The sequence below is a fragment of the Psychrobacter sp. I-STPA6b genome, assembly GCF_020662265.1.
Lineage (GTDB): Bacteria > Pseudomonadota > Gammaproteobacteria > Pseudomonadales > Moraxellaceae > Psychrobacter.
In genome coordinates this window covers 443,276-460,429 of sequence record NZ_VEWM01000010.1, presented here as the reverse complement: position 1 = coordinate 460,429, position 17,154 = coordinate 443,276, and the positions used below count along the sequence as shown (strand labels likewise).

Annotated in this window: 14 protein-coding genes; 6 read left to right on the top strand and 8 right to left on the bottom strand. The window is 38.6% G+C overall.

Annotated elements, in window-relative coordinates:
* Positions 1–307: 307 nt before the first annotated feature.
* Positions 308–2,257, bottom strand: coding sequence for an acetate--CoA ligase (gene acs, locus FHK88_RS02275; RefSeq protein WP_227429152.1), 1,950 nt, complete (start codon positions 2,255–2,257; stop codon positions 308–310).
* 718 nt (positions 2,258–2,975) lie between these two features.
* On the opposite strand from acs, the gene FHK88_RS02270 reads away from it, so the two are divergent.
* Positions 2,976–4,175 carry an NAD(P)/FAD-dependent oxidoreductase gene (locus tag FHK88_RS02270; protein ID WP_413680427.1) on the top strand — a complete coding sequence of 400 codons (1,200 nt, stop codon included), beginning with the start codon at positions 2,976–2,978 and terminating at the stop codon, positions 4,173–4,175.
* Positions 4,176–4,346: 171 nt separating this feature from the next.
* Here the strand turns inward: FHK88_RS02270 and FHK88_RS02265 are convergent, their stop codons facing one another.
* Positions 4,347–6,593, bottom strand: coding sequence for a carboxy terminal-processing peptidase (locus tag FHK88_RS02265; RefSeq protein WP_227429150.1), 2,247 nt, complete (start codon positions 6,591–6,593; stop codon positions 4,347–4,349).
* A gap of 527 nt (positions 6,594–7,120) precedes the next feature.
* Between FHK88_RS02265 and nagZ the strand changes: the two genes are divergently transcribed.
* Complete coding sequence (gene nagZ / locus FHK88_RS02260) at positions 7,121–8,200, top strand: beta-N-acetylhexosaminidase (RefSeq protein ID WP_227429149.1); 1,080 nt, start codon at positions 7,121–7,123, stop codon at positions 8,198–8,200.
* A 140-nt stretch (positions 8,201–8,340) separates the two neighbouring features.
* Here nagZ and FHK88_RS02255 read toward each other — a convergent pair whose 3' ends face one another.
* Positions 8,341–9,987, bottom strand: a complete 1,647-nt coding sequence (locus FHK88_RS02255; protein ID WP_227429148.1) for an OmpA family protein — start codon at positions 9,985–9,987, stop codon at positions 8,341–8,343.
* Positions 9,988–10,820: 833 nt separating this feature from the next.
* Here FHK88_RS02255 and FHK88_RS02250 point away from each other — a divergent pair.
* Complete coding sequence (locus tag FHK88_RS02250) at positions 10,821–11,378, top strand: rhomboid family intramembrane serine protease (protein ID WP_227429202.1); 558 nt, start codon at positions 10,821–10,823, stop codon at positions 11,376–11,378.
* A 129-nt stretch (positions 11,379–11,507) separates the two neighbouring features.
* Here the strand turns inward: FHK88_RS02250 and bfr (FHK88_RS02245) are convergent, their stop codons facing one another.
* The 3 genes from bfr (FHK88_RS02245) to FHK88_RS02235 form a co-directional block, all read right to left on the bottom strand.
* Positions 11,508–11,978, bottom strand: a complete 471-nt coding sequence (gene bfr, locus FHK88_RS02245) for a bacterioferritin (protein ID WP_227429147.1) — start codon at positions 11,976–11,978, stop codon at positions 11,508–11,510.
* A 61-nt stretch (positions 11,979–12,039) separates the two neighbouring features.
* The gene (gene bfr, locus FHK88_RS02240) at positions 12,040–12,519 is read right to left on the bottom strand and encodes a bacterioferritin (protein ID WP_227429146.1); all 480 of its coding nucleotides are present in this window, start codon (positions 12,517–12,519) and stop codon (positions 12,040–12,042) included.
* 377 nt (positions 12,520–12,896) lie between these two features.
* Positions 12,897–13,106, bottom strand: a complete 210-nt coding sequence (locus FHK88_RS02235; RefSeq protein ID WP_227429145.1) for a bacterioferritin-associated ferredoxin — start codon at positions 13,104–13,106, stop codon at positions 12,897–12,899.
* A 691-nt stretch (positions 13,107–13,797) separates the two neighbouring features.
* Here FHK88_RS02235 and FHK88_RS02230 point away from each other — a divergent pair.
* The 3 genes from FHK88_RS02230 to purE all read left to right on the top strand — a co-directional run bounded on the left by FHK88_RS02230 (position 13,798) and on the right by purE (position 16,025).
* Positions 13,798–13,953, top strand: a complete 156-nt coding sequence (locus tag FHK88_RS02230; RefSeq protein ID WP_227429144.1) for a DUF1328 domain-containing protein — start codon at positions 13,798–13,800, stop codon at positions 13,951–13,953.
* Between the two features lie 519 nt (positions 13,954–14,472).
* A complete protein-coding gene (locus FHK88_RS02225) occupies positions 14,473–15,435 on the top strand; it encodes a metallophosphoesterase (protein ID WP_227429143.1) in 963 nt (320 codons plus the stop codon).
* 59 nt (positions 15,436–15,494) lie between these two features.
* Positions 15,495–16,025 carry a 5-(carboxyamino)imidazole ribonucleotide mutase gene (gene purE, locus FHK88_RS02220; RefSeq protein ID WP_227429142.1) on the top strand — a complete coding sequence of 177 codons (531 nt, stop codon included), beginning with the start codon at positions 15,495–15,497 and terminating at the stop codon, positions 16,023–16,025.
* Positions 16,026–16,122: 97 nt separating this feature from the next.
* On the opposite strand, the gene FHK88_RS02215 is transcribed toward purE, so the two are convergent.
* A complete protein-coding gene (locus tag FHK88_RS02215; RefSeq protein ID WP_227429141.1) occupies positions 16,123–16,569 on the bottom strand; it encodes a chemotaxis protein CheX in 447 nt (148 codons plus the stop codon).
* 115 nt (positions 16,570–16,684) lie between these two features.
* Complete coding sequence (locus FHK88_RS02210; RefSeq protein WP_227429140.1) at positions 16,685–17,134, bottom strand: chemotaxis protein CheX; 450 nt, start codon at positions 17,132–17,134, stop codon at positions 16,685–16,687.
* Positions 17,135–17,154 lie beyond the last annotated feature (20 nt).

Genomic DNA, 17,154 nt, shown 5'->3' with positions numbered 1-17,154 from the left:
TATAGGTTATTTAATCCTGTCACGAAAAAATCTAAAACAAATACCATACGGCTATTACAGCTGTAGAGAAAATGAGCCTAACACTGTAATAGTTATCAAGTTCGCTGACTATTTAATAGCCATTTAGTCATTCGTTAGTTATCCATATCATGACAAAACCCCTATTATCCATAAACATGGATAATAGGGGTCATCATTAAAGAAGACAGGCTAGATATATTGGTAAGTTAAGTCAATATAAAACTCACCCTCTTCTTTATTTATTAATAAATAAACTTATCTGATTATGTGTTAACCAACCGTTTATTTAGCCATTATTTGCCTGAATCACACGGATTAAGTCGTCAACAACATCAGCATCAGCAAGTGTTGATGTATCACCTAAACCATCGAACTCACCAGCCGCTAGTTTACGTAAGATACGACGCATGATTTTACCAGAGCGGGTTTTTGGTAGTGCATCAACGATATAAATCGCATCAAGGTTGGCAATCGGACCAATCTCAGCACGTACATGACGACTTAGCTCACCTTTCAAGTTTTCTGTCACTTCCTCGCCAGCTTTTAAGATGATATAAGCACAAACACCTTGTCCTTTAACCTCATGAGGCATACCAACAATGGCAGCTTCAGCAGTTGCTGGATGTGCAACCAAAGCACTTTCAATTTCTGCTGTACCTAAACGGTGTCCTGAAACATTTAATACGTCATCCACACGACCAGTAATCCAGTAGTGTCCGTCTTCATCACGCATAGCACCATCACCAGTAAAGTAGTTACCCGGATAAGTACTAAAGTAAGTTTCTAAGAAGCGCTTATGGTCACCATAAATCGTACGCATCTGCCCAGGCCAGCTATCTTTGATGATTAAGTTACCTTCACAAGGTCCTTCAATCTCATTGCCTTCGGCATCAACAATGGCAGGTTTCACACCATAAAGTGGCGTCATGGCAGCACCTGGTTTTAAATCAACAGCATTTGGAATTGGTGTCATCAAGATACCGCCTGTTTCTGTCTGCCACCATGTATCAACAATCGGACAACGTCCTTCACCCACCACATGATAGTACCAATCCCATGCTTCTGGGTTGATTGGCTCACCAACAGAGCCCAAGAGACGTAAACTAGAGCGGTCTGACTCACGTACGTAAGCATCACCTTCTTTCATCATGGCTCGAATCGCTGTTGGTGCTGTATACATGATGCTGATATTGTGTTTATCAATAATATGACCGATACGTGCCCATGTTGGATATTGTGGTACACCTTCAAATACCACAGTTGTTGTACCATTCGCTAGTGGTGCATAAGTCACATAAGTATGCCCTGTAATCCAACCCACATCAGCAGTACACCAAAATACGTCATCATCTTTGATATCAAATACATCTCTAAAGGTAGATAACGCATAAGTCAAATAACCACCTGTACTATGTAACACCCCTTTTGGCTTACCTGTTGAGCCAGAGGTATATAGCAAGAATAAAGGATCTTCAGCATTCATTGGCTCTGGTGGGCAGTCTTCATTGGCAGTATCTATCACTGTGTGATACCACACATCACGACGACCACTCATGGGAATTGATGTTCCTGTACGGTGTACCACAATCACACGCTCGACACACTCTGTACCATCAACATCTAATGCACGGTCAACATTGGCTTTTAATGGGGTATGTTTACCACCACGTATGCCCTCATCAGCAGTAATTACTAACTTAGACTGACTGTCAATGATACGACTTGCCAAGCTATCGGCAGAGAAGCCACCAAAGACCACTGAGTGTACTGCCCCAATACGCGCACACGCCAGCATAGAAGCCAGTGCTTCTGGAATCATTGGCATATATAAAGTCACACGGTCGCCTTTACCCACACCCATTTTGCGCATGGCATTGCCCAGACGGCATACTTCTGCATGCAGCTCTTTATACGAAATAATTTTATGCTCAGAAGGGTGATCACCTTCCCAAATAACGGCAGGCTTATAGGGATTTTCTTTTAAATGACGATCTAGACAGTTTACAGATACGTTTAGCTCACCATCTTCAAACCACTTGATGCGAAAGTCATCTAAGTCATAATTGACATTTTTAATTTTGGTTGGTTTTTTTATCCAATCAACTAACTCTGCCCGCTGCGCCCAAAAGGCTTCATTACTCTCAGGTGCAACCGAGTCTGCATACGTTTTTTTATAGGTTTCTGGATTGGTATTTGCTTGCGCGGCAAACTCAGCACTGTGGGGAAAAGTTTTCATAAATAAAGTCCTTTTTATGGTAAATGGATAGGAAATAAATTCAACACTCACTATCTACAGCTATGGAAATAGTAGATCATTTGCCATTTATTGTGTTGTCAACTGATTATGTTGCAAATAATAGAAAAACCTTGTGGCATCTAATCACACTAAATAAATAGGATATGACACAATCGCATCAAAAAATCATCTTGTTCCATTAGGTTGATGGTAGAATCAACACAAACAACACCAGAAAACTTGCCAAAGCAATATACTTTCTACTGAATTTGGGAATCATTACCGAATCAACAGAGCGATGTGTGAGTGGTAAACAGCCGTTATAGCCAAATCATCATTACTGTCAATACAAGGAAGCCGAGCGCATATTGCAACTGAATCACATCAGTGACAATTAGCTAGGGTAACACTGTAAGTGTATTCACTATGATTTAGACTATATTGGTAGTTGCCTCCTTGTAACTGCCCTACCCATATTTTTACTAGATTCTGGCTCAGTTGTAAACTGTTATTTTTGACTTTTGAAACTCCTTAGTCATTTTATGGCTTTATTTTTTATACTTTAACTATTTTAAACCATTGAGCAGGTTTTTTTATGACTTCATCCTCAGCGTATGGCACAGCTAAAAATACGCTCTCTGCACCTCACTTAGCAGACCACCAGCCAGATAACCTATCTAAGCAGAAAAATCAAGCTCCGCAACATCCCAATATCAGTCTGGATGGTTCAGTTCTTGATGTATTGATTATTGGTGCAGGGGCGTCTGGATTATATTGTGCTTTGACAGCAGCACAGCGAGGACGGCAAGTTATGGTCATTGACCACGCCAATAAAGCAGGCAAAAAAATATTGATGTCAGGTGGTGGGCGCTGTAACTTTACAAACTATGATATACAAGCAGAGCATTTCATCAGTCGTAATGCCCACTTCTGTAAGTCTGCTCTGAGCCGTTATTCTTGCTGGGATTTTATTGCCTTGGTCGAAAAACATGGCATTGCCTACCATGAGCGAGAATATGGACAGCTATTTTGTACAAACTCTGCTAAAGATATTGTCACCATGCTACAAACTGAATGCACACAGGCAGGTGTGCAGATTCAGCTAAATACCAGTGTTAAGAGCATACAAGCTGTAGAAGATAAGCAAGGATTTATCGTCACCACATCACAAGGCAAACTGCGCTGTCATTCTTTAGTGATTGCAACGGGCGGTCTATCTATCCCGACGATGGGAGCAACAGGATTTGGCTATGAAGTGGCAACACAATTTGGACACCAAATCATCACCACAGATGCCAGCCTTGTACCGTTTACCTTTACTGACAGTGTGGGTGCATTGATTGCGTCATTATCAGGGATAAGTATTGATGTGATTGCCTTTAATGAGCGCATTTCTTTTGCTCGTCCTATGCTATTTACTCACCGAGGCTTATCAGGCCCAGCCATGCTCCAACTTTCCAACTACTGGTACATTGGTGAGTCAATCCATATCAACCTTCTACCCACAATAACAGCAGGTGACTGGCTGATTCAACAAAAAGAACAACACCCCAAACAACGACTACGCACTGTTCTTAGTGCCTACTTCCCCAAAAAATTACTATTGGCATTACAAGAACATTTATGGGCAACAGACAAAGATAAAGAGCTGGCAAATATTAAAGATGAACGTCTTAAACAGCTTGGAGATACCTTAAATAACTGGACATTAAAACCTTCAGGAACAGAAGGCTACCGCACTGCTGAGGTCACTCGTGGTGGTGTTGCAACTGATGAAGTTTCATCAAAAACCTTTGAAAGCTTACTGCAACCAAACCTATATTTTATTGGTGAGGTGCTTGATGTCACTGGATGGCTGGGTGGTTATAATTTCCAGTGGGCATGGGCAAGTGGCTTTGCTTGTGGACAAGTGGTTTAAGCAAATCAAATCCTGAGAACAGGCAACAAAAAATCAATAGGATAAAAACAATCAGATAAGACAAAACAAAGAAGGCAAGCCAGCACAGACAGTTGGTAAAAGACTGTTTGTAATGACTTACCTTCTTTATTTCATTGCTCTATATCAGTAAATCAATGAGCAATCCCTACACTACTCAGCTTCAGCACTCTCAGTTTCACTACTGCTCTGTGTACTCTTGATTGATGCAGGGGCATTTTCATCACGTCCATCATCAACAGATAACATGATATTTGCTGCTTCTATAACAAAGGCTTCATCTTCTGGCAATTTGGGGCGCTCAGATTCTTTTAAGTGACTACGCTCCTCAAACATTGCTTCCAACGCTGCCTGATAAGTTGTCCAATCCTTGTACGGCTTTTCTCCCAAAGCAATCCGGCGCTGATTTTCTGCTTGTAAAGTTTTCTGCTCTACTGCACGCATGTGCGCACGACGGTCATCAATATTCAGCTTAATCGGCTTTTTCTCATCTTCCATTTTCTTAATATTATTAAGTGTATTGAGATAAACAAACTGCGGATTGATATTCTGACGTATGGTTGACTGCTCATTGAGTGTCTGTAATGTGTCACGGCTAAACCGTCCCTCAGGTTTATAAGGTGACGTTTTGATGGTATCCCATTTTAATGGATTTTTCTGTGAACGCTCATCAAAGTCTGCACCCTCATAAATATTCACCAACTCTACATCAGGTACAACACCTTTATTTTGTGTACTACCACCAGTAATGCGATAAAACTTACGTTGTGTCAATGTCGCCGAGCCTAATGCTAAGCTATCTAGCTGAATCTGTGCTGAGCCTTTGCCTGTAGTTGTACTACCAACCACCAATCCTCGCCCATAGTCTTGGATAGCCGCGGCAAAAATCTCACTGGCAGAGGCAGAAGCTAGGTTAGTGATGACCACCATTTTGCCATCATAAAGCTGTTTTCCACCATCTTCATCTTTATAGACTTGGACATTACCACGATTATCACGAATTTGTACCAAAGGTCCTTCTTTAATAAATAGACCTAACATTCTGGCGACTTCATCTAATGAGCCACCCGGATTATTACGCAAATCAACAACCAACCCATCAATATTCTGCTCATTTAATGCTTCTAACGCATTTTGAGTGTCAATACTCACACTACGATATTTTTGTCCATTACGGCGAGCTTGATAATTCAGATAAAAACTTGGAATCTCTAAAACACCAATACGTGCTGGCTCTTGATTATCGCGCTCTATAGTAACAACTCGATGCGATACGCCAGAATCTTCTTGCTCAATAACGTCACGAGTTAAAGTCACCAAGCGGGCTGCTGAATCCGGTGTATTTGGTTGCTTCACCTTAATTACAACATCTGTACCACGTCTACCTCGTATTAAAGAGACTACCTCCCGAGTTGACCAGCCCACCACATCCTTCATATCTGTACCATCTTTAGCAACAGCCAAAATCAGGTCATTTGGTTTAATCTTGCCAGATTTTGATGCCGGTCCACCATCAACCAATGTCACAATCTGAGTATAATCTGGATTTTTACGATAAGGACGAATACTTACACCAATACCTTCTAGTTGCAAACTAGACTGAACCTGAATCTCTGTCGCTTGCAAAGGTGCATAATAATTACTGTGTGGGTCATATGTCAGCGTTGCGGTATTTAGCAACGTCTCCATAATCTCATCACCTGTCAATCGTGATAACTGCTGAGACTGACGAGTTAAGCGACTTAACAATACTTCTGATGGGGTTCTTTCCTCATCTAAAATTAAATCCTGACCCAACGTTAAGTCTGGATTTTCCATATATAACTTATCGCGGGCTTTATCACCTTCTTGCGCTAAGCTCAGACTCATCACTTGAAACGTCAACTGACGCTCCCAATAGTCACGCTGCGCCTGTGCTGTGGTAAACCGCTTCGCATCCTCTCTATCCAAAACGATACTATCATCACGATTGATATCGACATCTTTTTGCAAAAATTGTTTGGCGAAATCATAATACTGGTTAGAGCGCAAACGATAGCGCTCAAAAATCTCCTGCCCAGCCGATAAATCACCACGCTTTAATCGGTCTGCAAACGTATCACCATACTTTCTAGTCAACTCATCCACATCAGACTGTAAAAATAATGTGTGATTTGGATCCAAACGCTCAAAATACATCTGTAAGATTTGCTGACCCATTTGTTTATCTAATGGCTGATTTAGATAGTGACTCCGATCTAGCAAAGTTGCTACCTGCCGTGTGGTTAACTTCTGCTCTGGCGTCACCTCAAAGCTTGCACTATCTGCAGCAACGGCTGATTGGTAGCCTTGCGAAAAAATAACACCAGCTATGCCGACAGCAACTGCACTTAATAACCATTGTGTTGGTTGTTTTTTCATATATCTCTCACTTAAACTCTCTATTAGACGGAGGGTCTATTAAACTTTTATCATTGTGTTGCTATATCACACAAATTGCTATCTAGTTATCTAGTGGCTATTGTACAAATATGCAAGAACCAGCAAAATCAGCACCGTGATAGAAAAATTAAATCACTGTATTAAATGGTCATACTATATAACAAAATCACCTCGTTCCTACATAAGCATATCATTTATGCAAACATAGTATTTATTTATGCAAACAACATAGTATCTTTGGCATACTAACACAAGTTTACTTACCTAATTGTCTCAATCTGTATGCTCAATTTATCTACAGCACAACTCATATCAGTTATCAAAGATACCTTCCTCTCTATAGTTACTTAAAAAATAATACTGTTATGAGGAGTCCTTATGAATTTATGAATGTGTAACTGACTTTATAGCACCCAACAATAGTGGCATAATGACACACACTTGATAATCTCAAGATAGCTTTTTCATAGCTTTTCCAATGACTTATTGATAAAAAGGACTCACGCATGTATGGCGTACTGATGACTGATATTGGCAGCACCCAATTAACCACTGAAGATATCCATCTTATACAACAAGCACAGGTTGGTGGCATTATCCTGTTTGCACGTAACATCGACTGCCCACAACAAGTACGTAGCCTGTGTGATGACATACGCCATCATAACCCTGATATTCTTATCGGTGTTGATCAAGAAGGCGGACGGGTTGCACGACTGCGTGATGGTTTTACACCGCTACCAGCAATGGGCAAACTTGGCATATTATTCAATACCAACCCCTGCCATGCTCTACAACTCGCCTATGATTGTGGCTATCTGATGGCAACGGAAGTATTAGCTGTGGGCATTGATATGAGCTTTGCTCCTGTATTAGATATTGATGGTATCAGTCAAGTCATTGGTGACCGTAGTTTTCACCCCAAACCTGAAGCCATTGTTGCTTTATCTTCACAGTTTATGCGTGGCATGAAAAGTGCTGGTATGGCAACTACTGGCAAGCACTTCCCCGGACATGGCTCTGTCGCACCCGACTCTCACGTTGCTGATGCAATTGACAACCGCTCTTATACTGATATTTATAATATTGACATGCAACCCTTTATTCAGACTATGCCTTGGCTAGATGCCTTAATGCCTGCACATGTTATCTTTAATCAAATAGATGACAAGCCTGCTGGCTTCTCAAAAATCTGGCTACAAGATATTTTACGCAATGACTTAGGTTTTAATGGCATTATATTTTCAGATGACTTATCTATGAAAGCCGCCCATACAGCAGGAGATGCAGGACAACGTGTCAAAGCAGCTATCGAAGCAGGCTGTGATATTGCTTTAGTGTGTAATGACCGAGTCGCTGCGTATGAAGCCGCTGAAGCAGCCCAAAACCTACCCTATCCAAACCAAGAGCGGATTAAATCTGTACGAGGTAAAATACCAACATGGCAAGGCTCCCTAGAAACTACCTGCCAACAGTTTGAACACTGGTCACAAGCACGACAAAATGTTCTTAATGCCTTTTTTGACTCAACGTGTCAAGCACAACACAATTCAAATATGAAAGATCCTACTCAATATAAGACCTAAACACCTCTCCACCTAAATCACTAAAACAAAAAAATCCCCTAGAAAACTCTAAGGGATTTTTTACTACCATATTAAAAACAATGTTTATTAAGAACAATATCAAGAAAAACACGTTCAAAACAAACTAAAAAATATTTAAATTAGTTGCTTGTTTCAGTTGCAGTATTTTCAGCAGTATCAGAGGCCTCTGGTGCAACATTAGATGTTACGTTGTTGGCATCTTCAGTAACTGAGATACTATTACCTTCTGCACCAGCCTCATCATATACAGTAAACTCAATACGACGGTTACGGAAACGTCCTTGCTCTGTTGCATTATCAGCGATAGGATCTTCTTCACCCATACCTTTTGTTAATAACTTTTTAGCATCAACACCTTTAGAAACCAGATAATCACGAACTGCTTCAGCACGTTCACGTGATAGATTCATATTATAACTATCACTACCTTGAGCATCTGTATGCCCAATAATCACCAAAGACATATCAGGTACAGCTTGGATAATTTGAGCCGCACGATCTAAAACTGGTTGATTTACTTCAGGAATATTTGCTTTATCCAAATCAAAGTTAATCACTTGTAAACTTAATGCACGTGCCACATCATGTGGATCTGGGTTGTCACCTAGACCATCAATAGCCTCACTAGCAGCAGCCACACTATTTTCAATTTCATTGGTCAAGTCTAAAGGTGCTTCAGCAACCACTTGTAAATCTGGAGCAGCCGCTTTCATATCTGCCAATAGCTTCTCTAACGTTGCTGCGTCTGGAGAATTTACCGTAATGGTATCACCCTGAATTACTGCACTGGCATTTGGAGAATCTTTGATAATTTGCAAAATCGCTGGCAAACTTGCCATCGCAGGCATATCAACTGCAAACGCATCATCCACATCTGCATGACACTTATCTGCCTCATCACCAAACACACCACGTACCGCATCGACGACACTATTTTGTAGACCTTCATTACCAGCACTTAGGCGACAAGCATACAACTGATTGCCTTCACCACTACTAATACGTAGCTCAGCAGGTGCCGCATCACTAGCCACTACTGCATCTGGCGTTACAGCCTCTACTACTTCTTCAGTCGTAGCAGGTGGTGTAGCTACCGGTTCAGGGTTTTGCTGGCATCCTTTTAACAATGCCCACGTCAACGCACCCAAAATAATCAAGCCAATAATTGGTAACAGTGCTTTCATAAAGCTGCCACCTTTTTCTTCTGGCTCACGCTGCAAAGGGGCTGTACTTACCGTGTCAGAAATTTTTGCTCCTGCTCCTGCTCCTGCTCCTGCTCCTGCTCCTGCTCCTGCTCCTGCTCCTGCTCCTGCTCCTGCTCCTGCTCCTGCTCCTGCTCCTGCTGCAGTTAACAGACCTGCTGGTACTAATGCTAGCGCCCATGCAGGAATATACTGACGATAATCTGATAAATTCTCACGTAAAAACTGAGGAACCGGTGTTGTACCTGCCAAGCTAGTCAGCTCATGAAAGGCTAGAGGTGCGGCGGCAGCTATCCAGCCTTTTGCGGTTGTATCATCAGTATCATGAGCTTCTGCAAGCTTGTGAACCATCTCATCACGCTGAGCAGGTTCTGACCATAATTTTTCAATAAAACCATGATCATCTCGAGCAATCTCTTGACCCGAAAAATGGCTATAAGTATCATTATCTGCCAAACGTGCAGCAAAAATGGCATAAAACTGCTCTAACAATGGCAATCCTTCGCTATTATTACCCAAAACGATAGGAGACACTGTACGTGTCAAATGACTAATAATATCCATAAAAAACCTCTAAATTAAGTTGATTGCTGTTTAAATATATCGTGCTGATACCTCAATATAGGTAATAAGTTTAATAAGACTGTCGCTAAAGGCCTCACTATTTGTCTATAGCAAAAACAAACCCCATAATATCTATTAGTGCCTTCAGATTTTTGTCAAAATTTATACTCTAAAATTTTGACCAGAAATACTCAAGCTATTAGCTATTAATAGGTTGCCTTTACTAAACAGCACTTAAAAACTTTAAACTTACTAACATCCATACAGAAAAAATAATAGCTGTACGAAATAAACATACAAATACCGGATTAAGATAACGCAAAACCACATAATTGTACGTTATATTAAAGTAATTTGTCAGTAACTCATTGTTACAAAATATATGGTCACTTATTAAGAAAAAATGACATTATCTATTTTAATAAGCTTGATTTTACCACTAAAAATAAAGCAGGATTTATACAAAAAATATCATCAAAATCATATGGTTACAAAGACATCTAGTACAGAACTCTTATGATAGCAGTGGTATAAAACTCTTAAATCTTGTATTTTAAAAGCTTTCAGTATTCATATGTACACCCAATATAAGGAACTGTTTATCAGTAAATAAAAGCCTTTTATCCAAGAAATAATCCTATAAATTAGATAGACGCTATAAAAAAATGAAATAAAATATAGCTCAATTTAATTTTCCACACATACCAAAATAAACACCATTTATTTCCACTTTGTCCATACTGAATTAACTAAACAAACTAAGGATATTTACATTGCAAAGCATCATTAGTCACACTACGACCATTATCATTGTTACGGTTATTATAAGTATCATGGCATGGCAAAATGACAAACTTTTCCAAAAGCTTATCTTTTACCCACCTGCCATTAAGCATGGTGAATGGTATCGCTTTATCACTCATGGCTTTATTCATGCTGATGGCATGCATCTATTTTTTAATATCTTTACCTTATATTTCTTTGGTAGAGTTATTGAAAATTTTTACAATCAATTTTTAGGAGGTTTTGGATTTTTAGCAGTCTATCTACTTGCCATTGTTGTTGCTATTATCCCTAGCTATCTTAAAAACAAGAATAACCCCTACTATAAAAGCCTAGGTGCGTCAGGTGGTGTCTCAGCTGTACTTTTTGCCTTTATCTTATTCAAGCCATGGAGTACCATATATCTGTTTGCCATTTTACCAATTCCTGCCATCATCTTTGCCATTGCCTATGTCGGCTATAGCCTTTATGCTAACCGCCAAAGCAATACAAATATTAATCATATGGCACACTTATGGGGTGGAGCATTTGGTGTGATTGCCACTATCATTCTTGAACCACGTGTGATTCCACATTTCTTTCAAGCTCTACTCCATCCTAGCTTTTAATTTCTTAATACTACCCACAAAAAAACGCCAGCACATAGTGATGAACACTTTGTACTGGCGTCTTACTCTAATCACAATACATTCATAAATGAGCATCTATCCTAATGGTAGCTTAGCTCATAGATTAGATTAGTCCTCAACTTTGGCTTGGATATAGTTTTCCATACCAATATCACGAACTAAGTCTTGCTGAGTATCTAACCAATCAATATACTCTTCATTACCATCTTTTAAGTCAAGCAACAGCTTACGTGATACATAGTCTTGTTTTTGTTCACACAGCTTAATTGCATCAGTGATGATATCAAACTTTTGTTTTTCAAGACGTACATCACATTCAATCATCTCGGCAACATCTTCACCGATAAACAACTTGCCATAATCTTGCAAATTAGGTAAACCTTCTAATAACAAAATACGGGCAATTAAGCTATCAGACCACTTCATCTCATAAATTGACTGCTTATAGAAATGCTCATTTAACTCTTCAATACCCCAGTTTTTTGCAATACGTGCATGTAAAAAATACTGGTTGATTGCTATCAGTGATTGACCCAATACTTGGTTCAATGCTCGGATAACTTCTTTATCCCCTTTCATATATTACCTCAATTCTTAAATTATTTGCTCATCACTTAGTAGGCTGCATAATACACCTACACTAGGCAGAGATTTCACCCATTTGGCTTTGTAAATAGTTTGGCAAGCCAATCATCTCAATCAAGCCTAGTTGTTGTTCAAGCCAATGTGCATGGTCTTCCTCAGTATCTTCTAGCTGAGCGACTAGCATGTCACGAGTCACATAATCGTGCTCTTTTTCACACAAAGTGATGCCTTCTTTTAGATGCTTTTGTACTGAGTACTCAAGATCTAAATCTGCTTGTAGCATTTCAGGTACAGTTTTACCGACATGAATTTCATTTACTGTCATATCAGGTGTGCCACCCAACATCATGATGCGACGGATAATCGCTTGTGCATGCAATGTCTCGTCTTCCATCTCATGATGAATACGATCATATAGCTTGCCATAATGCCACTCAGCATACATTTCAGAATGGATAAAATATTGATCTCGAGCAGCTAACTCACCACCCAATAAAAAGTTTAAATAATCAATAACTTGTTGACTACCCTTCATAACATACACCTTTTTTCAGAAAATAGAACTTTAGCTAGCACCAATAATAGTGCTAAGCCTTAAATGAATGAGGGCATGCTATCACAAATAACGAAATACACCAGTTACTTTTAGAACTGGGAATGAGGTGATAATTGAGAATAAGAAAGGGTTCTATTTAGTTATCGTCTGAATTAACAACAACTAGAAGAGAATACAGGGAAGGAGACACATGTCTGCAATCAGAAAAAATCCAAAAACTTCAGTATCTTATCAGCAAGGCTCTATAAAATACAGCATCACAAATTGTTATAACAAAATAAATAAACTGTTAATTTTATATAAGTTATTATATTTCAGAATCTATGAATTTTAACTAAAATTACTACAAAATTATTTTACACAGCATATGCTAATGTTGATGCTAAATTTGCATCTGAAGACATTTTATGATGCTCATCAAGATAATCATTCACCATCGGCTCACAACATCCACAGCAAGTTGCAACATCCAATGCAGACTTTAAACCATCAAGTGTATCCACACCTGCAGCTATTGCTGTCTTGATTTGTCTTTCTTTCACATCATTACAGATACATACATACATAATAACACTCCAAATCGCATATTTAGTCTGACATCAGCCATTGCCAATGAGTGATACAATAAAGTACAGAATGAGGATAATAACCAGTTGCTATGCTTATTCTATGCTTGAGGTACTTCAATTTTAGAGCATAAAGGCTCAATGCCTAGATATTCTCTACTCTTGACTACACCATTGATTCGCAAAACATGAGTAAATAAAATATGAAATAAGTAAAATTATAAAATATAGTTTATATATCTTACGAAACTAATATAAGACAAGTAACCATAATAACGATAATTATTACTATTTACAATGCTTTTATCATATATTTTTTAGCTTGCTATCAACATATCACAAATATAACTTATAGATTAATCCGAAAGACAATCATCTGGACGTATACTGATAAAAATTAGACTACAGCTAAACTCAATACTTATGATGCCTCAAACATCTTTTTATCTATAATTTCAATACTTTGTATAAAATCTATATATAATTTACTGGCTATCCATAATAGTTTGGCTATTTTTTGTTTTGGTAACTGTATAAAAACAACATAGAAACGACAAAATAAACAATTTGTAATGATAATAGCCATTTAAATCACATAATTTAATGCTAATTTATTTTAGCGTTACCAACACCTATTATTGATTTATACCACATCAATTTTAACTCTTTAACTACTAATTAGGAGTATAATATGTTTAGATGGGCAATTATCTTTGCTATCATTGCATTAGTAGCAAGTTTATTTGGTTTTAGTGGCGTTGCGGGTTTAAGCGCTAACTTTGCTTATGTACTACTTGCTGTTGCAGTTATTCTATTTATTGTTGGTTTTGTTATGCGTAAAGTTTAGTAGTACTCTCATAACACCATTTGTAACTACCAAAACCAAAATGTAAGTACCAAAAGTCACCTTTAGTTATGGTGGCTTTTGTCATTATAAATCTTCTGTACGAATGCCTTGATAAGCCTATAATATAACGTCGTTATTTTATAGGGTGTTTCTTATTTTTCCATTGAATTCAACTCACTACCAATCAATATCAAAATATAATAGATAGTAGATATAATGTATCATCAAAATAGACTACCTGAATATTTTTTATGACTAACTCTAATAGACTAATGTTTTTATAGCTGAAATAAACACAATTAATATCAGGACATAAACCTATTTATTAATGCATAAGTCAGGCAGACTTAACAAATTTTCACATAAAAGCAAAAAGGGTACTAACCCTTGGCAAATATTTGCTTAACGCAGTATATATTTAGCAGACCCTAGCTCTTTACCTATATTTTGGGGCAACTATAATGGTAAATATCAAATACAAATCCAACTTTTTATAATGACTGAAACACAGGTAAAATAATGATTTATGATGTGATTGGCGACATTCATGGTAATGCGGATAAGCTGATTGGACTACTTAATAAGCTAGGCTATACCCAGCGAACCCACCCACAAACAAATACCCCATATTTTGTACCACCTACAGGACATCGAGCCATATTTATTGGTGACTTAATAGATCGAGGCACTCGAGAAGTTGAGACATTACAGATTGTCTTTGCCATGATTGATGCTGGTGTTGCTGATGCAGTCATGGGCAATCATGAATATAATGCACTGGCATATGCCACGCTTAATAAAATTACCAATGATGGCAGTTATTTACGAGTACATAAACAAGCTCACCAGCGCCAGCATGAGGCTTTTTTGGCAGAAGTGCCTTTTGGCTCAGCAGAGCATCATTACTGGCTCAATCGCTTTTATGAACTGCCCTTATGGATTGAAACGGAACATGCTTGTTTTGTTCATGCCTGCTGGCATACTGAAAAAATGGCAGTTTTAGCACCCTTATTAACAGATAATAATTGCCTAACACCTGAAGCATTACAACAAACAGGACAAAAAAACTCTGAGGCATATGACGCATTAGAAAGAATACTAAAAGGTGTTGAGATGCCATTGCCAGATGGTGTTTCATTCAGTGATAAAGATGGTACTGTGCGTCGCCACATGCGCGTGCAATGGTGGAAAGAAAAATTACATAACCAACGTATTATTGATATTGCACGAGCAGCACCAGCAGAGCTTGCGCAAATCCCAGCAGATGCCATTGCATCAGATATTAACTTTACCCTCAATACCAAAAAACCCATCTTTATTGGACACTATTGGATGACAGGTCAGCCCCAGCCACTAAGCTCCCAAGTAATCTGCACAGATTATTCAGCAGCAGGTCGTGGCTACTTAACAGCTTATCAGTTTGATACCAAAAATCCTCTACCCTTATCTGAGAAACACTTTGTACAATACATCACAGATTAGATTGTCATGATTTTTTCTGTATAATAACCCTTTTGTCAGAAATGTAAGGAAGCTCAATAATGGCAGAACAACCTGCACCTATTACCTCTCCAAGTGGTACACCAAAAGTTGGCATCATCATGGGGTCACAATCTGACTGGGCGACCATGTCTTTGGCTGCTCAACTATTGGCTGACTTTAACGTGCCATTTGTTTGTGAAGTTGTCTCAGCACATCGAACACCCGACAAACTTTTTGAGTTTGCCAAGTCTGCAAAAGAAAATGGGTTACAAGTTATTATTGCTGGTGCTGGTGGTGCAGCACACTTACCTGGTATGTGCGCAAGTCAAACCGAGTTACCTGTACTTGGTGTACCCGTGAAGTCTTCGATGCTTAGCGGTTGGGATAGCCTACTGTCTATCGTTCAAATGCCAAAAGGTGTCGCTGTAGGAACGCTCGCTATCGGTACAGCAGGTGCTTATAATGCTGCTTTATTAGCCATTCAGATTTTGGCACTACATGACCCGCAACTGGCTGAGAAGCTAGTAGAACTTCGCCAGCAACAGACACAAGCTGTATTGGCATATCCAACTCCTGGTATATCTTCTTAAAATCAAGATAGAATAAGAAGTTTAGAAATACATAAACAAATAAAAAACAGCTCTTGGCTGTTTTTTATTTGTTCTAATGATACTGTCTTTATAACATTTACCCCAAACAAATACCTATTAACGCATCCTTACCATGCCAATGAAAAGGAATCACATAGGCACGTTTCTCTTTTGGTAGATAGTTTGAGTTAGGCACACCATCAACAACTTGAGGTGGAGAGATAATAAACTCTGAGCCAAACTCTGAACGAGCGTTGCCAGAGACTGTATTTGCAATCTCACCAACTAAATCTTTCATATTTATAATCGAGTGATCAGGTTCATGCATAATCTTTAGCATATCACGCAACATAATGCTTGGCGCACTAACATACACACACCCAGTTAATGGCCCAGATATACTAATAATGCCACTAAAATCATAGCCCAGTGGACTACTATTTTCATTCAAGTATGGCGTATCTATGTCTTTTAGCTCAGAGCCTATTTGAGAAAAAAATGCCATCACTGATTCGATAAATACGTTAAGCTTTTCTGCTTTCATAGTCGACTGCTATCTCATGTACCATTGTAGTCATCACCATGATAAAAATTTGTTACTTCTATCATCGTAACTTGATTATACCTTAAATTCTACGCACATTATTTATTAATAATGTTTAATCTTGCAGATAAATAATAATTTCTGCAGTTTGCTCATACCAATAAATCGGGATAATAAAAGAGCGCTCTTTTTTTGGTAATATCATGCTTTGTGGCAAGCCACGAAATACAATGGGTACAGAGATGTGAAACTCTGCACCAAATTCCGTCCGAGCATTACCCGCAATGGTATTAGCCACTTCACCAACCAAATCCACAAAGTTTTCATCACTTTGATCTGGCTCTCCCATCTCTCTCATAATACGTTCAAGCAACTGTTCTGTTGCTGTAAAACAAACGACCCCTTTTTTTATGCCTGATATACCAATAACACCTGTATAATCCAACACTGTAGGCTGTTTATTTTCTAACAGATAAGGAGTATCAACTTCAACTTCTTCTTGACCAAATTGCCCAAAATAGTTCTTAATTATATCGACAAAAATCTGTAGTCTCTTCTCTTTCATAATGAATAATCTCAGTCCCT